This window comes from Bittarella massiliensis (ex Durand et al. 2017), assembly GCF_017566145.1.
Lineage (GTDB): Bacteria > Bacillota > Clostridia > Oscillospirales > Ruminococcaceae > Bittarella > Bittarella massiliensis_A.
The window spans coordinates 1-210 of the sequence record NZ_JABFCL010000381.1 but is presented as its reverse complement, the minus strand read 5'-3'; the positions used below and the strand labels follow the sequence as shown (position 1 = coordinate 210).

General features: G+C 50.0%; 1 protein-coding gene. It reads left to right on the top strand.

Annotation, left to right across the window (positions count from 1 at the left end; all coding sequences use genetic code 11):
- On the top strand, nt 1-210 hold a 210-nt coding region (locus HJY11_RS14735; protein ID WP_208076584.1), incomplete at both ends, for a hypothetical protein.

Genomic DNA, 210 nt, shown 5'->3' with positions numbered 1-210 from the left:
CGTCTCTATGATGCACTGAAAAACTGCAAGGAAAAGAAGGATCTGGAGGCAGTCATCAGAGAAAGACGGGAAGACTATCTTGCAAAGAAGCGTGCGGATCTTTTATCAGGAGAAGCAGAGAAACTGGAGAGGGCAGTTCTGGAAGAACTGGAATCCTATAGCCGTCAGTGGCAACTGAGAACAGAGAAGGCCGGGGATAGCGGCTGGGAG